This is a genomic window from Acidovorax sp. KPB24-07 (genome assembly GCF_057543315.1).
Genome location: NZ_BAAJYS010000231.1, coordinates 1 through 5,731, shown reverse-complemented (window position 1 = coordinate 5,731; position 5,731 = coordinate 1). Strand labels below are relative to the sequence as shown.

5 protein-coding genes are annotated in these 5,731 nt (G+C 69.0%); 1 reads left to right on the top strand and 4 read right to left on the bottom strand.

The annotated features are described in order from the left end of the window. On the top strand, window positions 1-574 hold a 574-nt coding region (locus tag AC27IQ_RS18005), incomplete at its 5' end, for a type III PLP-dependent enzyme domain-containing protein (protein ID WP_487090273.1). A gap of 153 nt (window positions 575-727) precedes the next feature. On the opposite strand, the gene AC27IQ_RS18000 is transcribed toward AC27IQ_RS18005, so the two are convergent. The 4 genes from AC27IQ_RS18000 to AC27IQ_RS17985 all read right to left on the bottom strand — a co-directional run. After that, window positions 728-1,360 carry a phage tail protein gene (locus tag AC27IQ_RS18000; RefSeq protein WP_487090272.1) on the bottom strand — a complete coding sequence of 211 codons (633 nt, stop codon included), beginning with the start codon at window positions 1,358-1,360 and terminating at the stop codon, window positions 728-730. A 235-nt stretch (window positions 1,361-1,595) separates the two neighbouring features. Next, a complete protein-coding gene (ruvB, locus tag AC27IQ_RS17995) occupies window positions 1,596-2,669 on the bottom strand; it encodes a Holliday junction branch migration DNA helicase RuvB (protein WP_272567148.1) in 1,074 nt (357 codons plus the stop codon). Window positions 2,670-2,679: 10 nt separating this feature from the next. Beyond that, window positions 2,680-4,605, bottom strand: coding sequence for a trypsin-like peptidase domain-containing protein (locus AC27IQ_RS17990; RefSeq protein WP_487090271.1), 1,926 nt, complete (start codon window positions 4,603-4,605; stop codon window positions 2,680-2,682). Window positions 4,606-4,746: 141 nt separating this feature from the next. Then, window positions 4,747-5,731, bottom strand: a 985-nt coding sequence (locus tag AC27IQ_RS17985) for a trypsin-like serine peptidase (protein WP_487090270.1), incomplete at its 5' end; no start/stop codon positions are given.

Here is a 5,731-nt window from a genome sequence, read left to right as displayed (position 1 = left end):
CCAAGCCCGCCGGGAGGCCATCGCCGCCGTGGTGGAGGCCGCGCGCCACACGCGCGACCTCATCACCGCCGCCGGCCTTGCTGTGCCGCTGGTGACCGGCGCGGGCACCGGCACGCTGGTGCACGAGGCCGCCAGCGGCGTCTACGGCGAACTGCAGGCGGGCTCGTTCCTGTTCATGGACGCGGACTACGCCAGCAACGAACGCGAGCCGGCCCAGCCGGCCTTCGAGCATGCGCTGTTCGTCAAGACCCAGGTCATCTCCAGCCAGGAAACGCATGCGGTGTGCGATGCCGGCCACAAGAGCCATGCCATCGACTCCGGCCTGCCGATCGTGGCGATGCTGCCGCCCGAGCGGGCGCTGCGCTATGCCAACGGCGGCGACGAGCACGGCATTCTCTACGCCGACGGCAACAAGGCCCGGCTGCCCTCGCTGGGCCGCATGCTGTGGCTCATTCCCGGCCATTGCGATCCGACGGTGAACCTGTACGACTTCTTGATCGGTGTGCGCGGCGGACTGGCGCACGGCGTGGTGGAGCGGATCATCCGGGTGGATGCCCGGGGCGCGCTGACCTGACCTGAAGCACCGGCAGGCGCCTGCGCGACGGTCTGCAACAAGAAAGAAAAAGGCCGGGTTGCCCCGGCCTCGTCGGCCATCGCCACCGAAGCGCTTGTCGCGCCCAGGTGGCCATGGCGGCAGGCAGGCCACTGCCTGCATGCCCATCCGCGGTCAGGGGCGCGACGGATAGATGCCGTTCACGGCGATGATGAAGTTCAGCGTGAGGCCGGGTTGAAGCGTGCTGACCGTGACGGGCACGTTCATCTGCACGGGCGTGGGCGTGGCGCTGCCAGCCGCTTGCGTGGAGATGGCGGGCAGGGTCAAGGGTGCGTCGAAGGGCTTGAGCGTCGTGGTGGCGGACTTGGAGCTGTACACCTTGGCGGTGTTGTTGCCCGCCGTTGCCTTCCCGGCGATCAGAGTCGGCCCAGGAACGTTGTTGTCGCCCGTGGTGTCGTCGGCGGGAATGGACACTGCGGCCGTTCCGCCCGCGGCCACCGTCACGCCATGGGTGTGGGCCGGCAGGTTGGCGAGCGACAGGATCGCAGCGCCGATGGCGTTGGTGGACGCGGTGGCGGCACCGCTCGTACCGCCGATGGTCACCATGTTCTGGGAACCGAGCGGAACCCGGTTGCGCAGATCGGGCAAGCCGAAGGTATTGACGCCATCGCCACCGTAGCGGGTGCCCAGCAGCGAGTAGAGCGCCTGGTTCTGATTGATTGACAGCAGTGTGCCGTCGCACAGAGCCCAGCCCTGCGGAACCCATGGCACGGCCCAAAGAATGATCTGGCCCAGAATCGGATCCATGTGAGTATCCCTCTCCCAAAAAAAGGTTTGTCGATCAATATCCGCACCTGGCAGCGATGCTTTTTGACGATCTCGCAGCGAAGGCGGATAGAGGGAGTAAACACCAGAAATCGCAGGGCGACAAGCGAGAATTCACGGGGCGTCGAGAATGCAACGCGCGTCGATCCCCGACGCGTATCTGGCTGCTGCGATGAAGCCGCAGGAGCGTTCGGACAAGGCGTCCGGAAGCGATGGGTCAAGCCGCCGAAGGCGGCCCGCCGAACAGGTCGGCAGGGTTGCGGGACGGCGCCACGCCCAGGTGGCGATAGGCCGCCAGGGTGGCCACGCGCCCGCGCGGCGTGCGCTGCAGGTAGCCCTGCTGGATCAGGTAGGGCTCGATCACGTCCTCGATGGTGCCGGACTCCTCGCCGATGCTCGCGGCGATGTTGTCCAGCCCCACGGGACCGCCGTCGAAACGGTGGATCACGGCCTCGAGCAGCTTGCGGTCCATCACGTCGAAGCCCTGGGGGTCCACGTCGAGCATGGTGAGCGCGCGCTGGGCGATATCGAGCGTGATCTGGCCCGTGCCCTTCACGTCGGCGTAGTCGCGCACCCGGCGCAGCAGGCGGTTGGCGATGCGCGGCGTGCCGCGCGATCGGCGCGCGATCTCGAAGCCCCCGTCCGGCTGGATCGGCGTGTTGAGCAGCCCGGCGCTGCGCATGACGATGCGCGAGAGTTCCTCGGGGGTGTAGAACTCCAGCCGCGCGACGATGCCGAAGCGGTCGCGCAGAGGGTTGGTGAGCATGCCGGCGCGGGTGGTCGCCCCCACCAGGGTGAAGGGCTGCAGGTCCAGCTTGATGCTGCGCGCCGCGGGCCCCTCGCCGATCATGATGTCGATCTGGTAGTCCTCCAGCGCGGGGTAGAGGATTTCCTCCACCACAGGCGAGAGCCGGTGGATCTCGTCGATGAACAGGACGTCGTTGCGCTCCAGGTTGGTCAGCAGCGCGGCCAGGTCCTTGGGCTTTTCCAGCACGGGCCCGGAGGTCTGGCGCAGGTTCACGCCCAGCTCGGCGGCAATGATGTGGCTGAGCGTGGTCTTGCCCAGGCCCGGGGGCCCGAACAGCAGCACGTGGTCCAGCGCCTCGCCGCGCTTGCGCGCCGCGCCGATGAAGATCTCCAGCTGCTCGCGCGCCTTGGCCTGACCGACGTACTCCTGCAGCAGCTTGGGGCGCAGCGCCCGCTCCAGCGCTTCCTCCTGCGGGGAGGCCGGCGCGGCGGAGATCACGCGTTTGGCGGGTGCGGGGGCGAAGTCGTCGGTCTGGATGCTCATGCGTTGCGGATCAGTTGGAAGTCCAGGCGTAGTACACGGGGCCTTCGTATTGGTACACCGGATAGGTGGCCTGCACGAAGTCGCGCTCTCCCTGGCTGATGGTGTAGAAGTGCGTGCCGTTGCTCTTGTTGAAGAAACGGTACATCGCGGTCGAGCCGTTGCCGGCGCCGGTCTGGGCATACCAGATCGGGCCCTCGTACTCGAACGACGGGTAGGTGGCCCGCACGAAGTCGCGTTCGCCCGCATCGATGGTGTAGAAGTGCGCGCCGTTGCTCTTGTTGAAGAAGCGGTACACAGCGCTCTGGCCGGCAGTGGCGCCGCCGTAGGCGTAGAAGGCCACGCCTTCGTAGGCGAAGGCCGGGTAGGTGTTGATCACGAAGTCGCGCTCGCCCGCGCTCGCCGTGAAGAAGTGCGCGCCCGTGCTGCTGTTGAAGAAGCGATACACGGCGGTGCGGCCGCTGGCGCTGGTGGCCGGCGACAACCAGTTCTTGATGGACGCGTTGTACGCCACGTCGAAGCGGCCGTAGTAGTCCGACGAGGCCTTGTTGGTGCGCACGGCGCTGCCGCCGTAGAGCGTGCCGATCAGCGCGCCGCCGGAGAAGATGCCAGAGCCGCTGCTGCCGCCCTCGGTCGTGCCCTGGCTCCACGTCACCCGGTAGAAGTTGCCGCTGGTGCCGCTGCACGTGAAGTTGGTGTCGCTGATGGACGTGCACGCGGTCAGGGATGCCAGGTTGCCGAAGCTGATCTTCTGCAGGTCGCCGCGGGGATGGTGGATGCCCGCGATGGCGCCGCCCAGCCCCTGGGGATTGGCGTTCCATGCGGCGAACACGGCGCCGGCGGGCGGGGCCTCGTTCAGGCGCAGGAACGACGTGTCGCTGCTGTCCGTCGCGTACAGCAGCGTGGCGCCGCCGGTGCGCGCCGTGGTGGCGGACGACAGCGTACGGCTGTTGCAGCTGGGGGAGCGGTAGAACCAGTCGGTGCGCAGGGTGGACGCCACGGTCTGCGTGGAGATGCAGTGATTGGCCGAGATGAAGTAGGGCGTGCCGGTGCCGTCTCGGTCGTTCAGCAGCGTGCCCGAGCACACGTACGTCTTGCCGTCGGGGCGCACGAACAGCATCCGTGCCACGGCGTTGCGCTGGGCGGCGTAATCGTCATAGCAGGTCGAATCGAGGTTGCAGGCGTCGGATTCGTTGATCTTGGTCTGCTGCTCCAGCTCTTCGGCCGTGGGCAGCGACAGGTTGTCGTAGATGTGCGACAGGCGCGGCACCGACAGGTCGATCGCGCTCGCGGGCGTGCCGGATGGCAACTCGATCTCCAGCGTGGCCTCGTCGCCGCCCGTGTCGGGCGTCCACCAGGTGCGGCCGGCGTCGGAGGTATCGCCCGCCGCCTGGTTGCGCTCGATGATCTGCAGCACTTCCTGGCCGGCGATCTCGAACACCGCCGAGGGCCGGGCCTGGCTGTACACGCGCAGCACGGCGCTGCCGGGCAGCTGGCGCACCAGCACGCCCAGGCGCAGCCCGTGCGCGCCGTCGGCCGAGAAACTGAGCGCGGCGACCTGGCCGCCGCTGGCGGTGGGTGTCCACTGCAGCTGCTGCGAGGTGGCGCTGGCCGTGGCCGTCTGGGCAATGCTGCGGGGGCTGCCGACCTGGCGCGGGCCGAAGCCGCTGGCCGCCCCTTCCTTGGACTGGTCCAACGGCCCGAGGGCGATGCGGGCGGGTGCGATGGCCACGCCGACCGCGCGGTCCTTGACCCGCGCCACGTCCTGCACGGCGGAAGCCGGCTGCTCGCGCGACTCCACGCTGTAGACCAGTGCCCTGGCCTGCGGCGCGGCCGCGGACTGCACCGCCTCGCCGCCGTTGCCGCCACCGCAGGCAGCCAGCACCGAGGCCACCGCCAGAACCGCCAAAGATCGAACTCGCCTCATTACCAGCTGCATGGAACAACTCCTGTCATCGGTTCGGGGCGGTCCCATGCCGCCCCGGATTGCAAAATGTGCCACAGCCCCGTGGCTGCCGGCAGGTGATTTCATCGCCGCGTTGCGGCATCGCGTCATGGCCCCGTTGCGCTCCCTGGCCCACTACCGCGCGGCCAGCCGCTCTCGCCAGAACGGCGCGAGTCCATCGCCGGAGTGGCCCGCCGGCCCGTGCGATGCCCCGAACCCGCGGGCGGGATGCCGCCAGGCCACCGGCACGCTCACCGGGGGCGACAGCCACTGCTTGAGCGCCTTCTGGTAGGCCAGATCGAAGCGGCCGTACACCCGCACGTCGTCGACCGAGCATTGGGCGCTGGAGGCGAACCCATACAGCGTCCCGATCACGCGGCCGCCATGGAAGATGGCCGATCCGCTGCTGCCGTCCTCCACCGTGCCGCGGTCGAACCCAACGTCGTAGTAGCCGGCCGAGGCGTCCGTGGAGGAGTCGCACAGCATGGAGCCGTCCGTGTCGTTGGTGCAGGCCAGCGTGCCCATGATGCTTCCGGTGCTGATCTTCTGCAGGTCGCCCCGGGGATGGTGGATGCCGACCACGGCCGCCGATTCGGCTTGCGGACCGGCGTCCCAGGCGGCGAACACGGCACCCGGGGGCGGCGCCTCGTTCAGCCGCAGCAGGGCCGTGTCGGTGTCCGCGCTGGCGTAGAGCAGCGTCGCGCCGCCCGTTCGCGCGGTGGAGCGGGGCGACAGCGTGCCGCTGTTGCAGGCCTGCGAACGGAAGAACCAGTCCGTCTGCAGGGTGGACGCCACGGTCTGCGAGGCGATGCAGTGGTTGGCGCTGAGGAAGTACGGCGTGCGCGTGGCATCGCGGTCGTTGAGCAGCGTGCCGGTGCAGACGTAGGCCTTGCCGTTGTCCACGAACAGCATCCGCGCCACGGCATCGCGCTGGGGGGCGTATTCGTCGAAGCAGCTCGCATCCAGGTTGCAGGCGATGGCGTCGCCGACCGCCTTGGCCGCCTGGGCGCCCTCCGGCGGCAGGGACAGGTTCTCGAAGAGGTGCGCCAGCGCCGGAACGGCCACGTCCAACGCGGCGGCCGGCACGCCGGCGGGCAGCTCGATCTCCAGCGTGGCCTCG